Origin of the sequence: Chrysanthemum yellows phytoplasma, from assembly GCF_000803325.1 — a bacterium.
GTDB lineage: Bacteria > Bacillota_I > Bacilli_A > Acholeplasmatales > Acholeplasmataceae > Phytoplasma > Phytoplasma asteris.
In genome coordinates, this window is the sequence record NZ_JSWH01000132.1 from 1 (window position 1) to 354 (window position 354).

Below are 354 nucleotides of genomic sequence, written 5' to 3' on the forward strand. Positions count from 1 at the left end.
TAGAAGGAACAATTAAAGGGTTAGAATCAGCCAATAGTGGATTAGGTGAAACCAACAAAGAATTACAACATCAAATTGATAAATTAAACAATGAATTAACATTAGCAAAAAAAGCCCACACAACAATGAAAGAGAAATTAGACAAACAAATCTTTGATTTAGAAACCGAATCCCAAAAATTAACCACCAAAAAAGAAGAACTAGAAACCCAAAACAAAGAATGGAAAAACAAAACAAATATCATCAAAACAACAACTACGATAGGCGCCTTAGGTGGCCCCGCAGGCATGGTTGTAGGTGCAGCTACTGGTTTGGTTGTTAACGAAGTAATAGATGCATGGAAAGCTCTAAAAC

The 354-nt window shown here is 34.7% G+C and carries 1 pseudogene; it reads left to right on the forward strand.

Annotation, left to right across the window (positions count from 1 at the left end):
* A pseudogene (locus tag OL66_RS04025) lies at positions 1-354 on the forward strand (hypothetical protein); the annotation flags it as partial.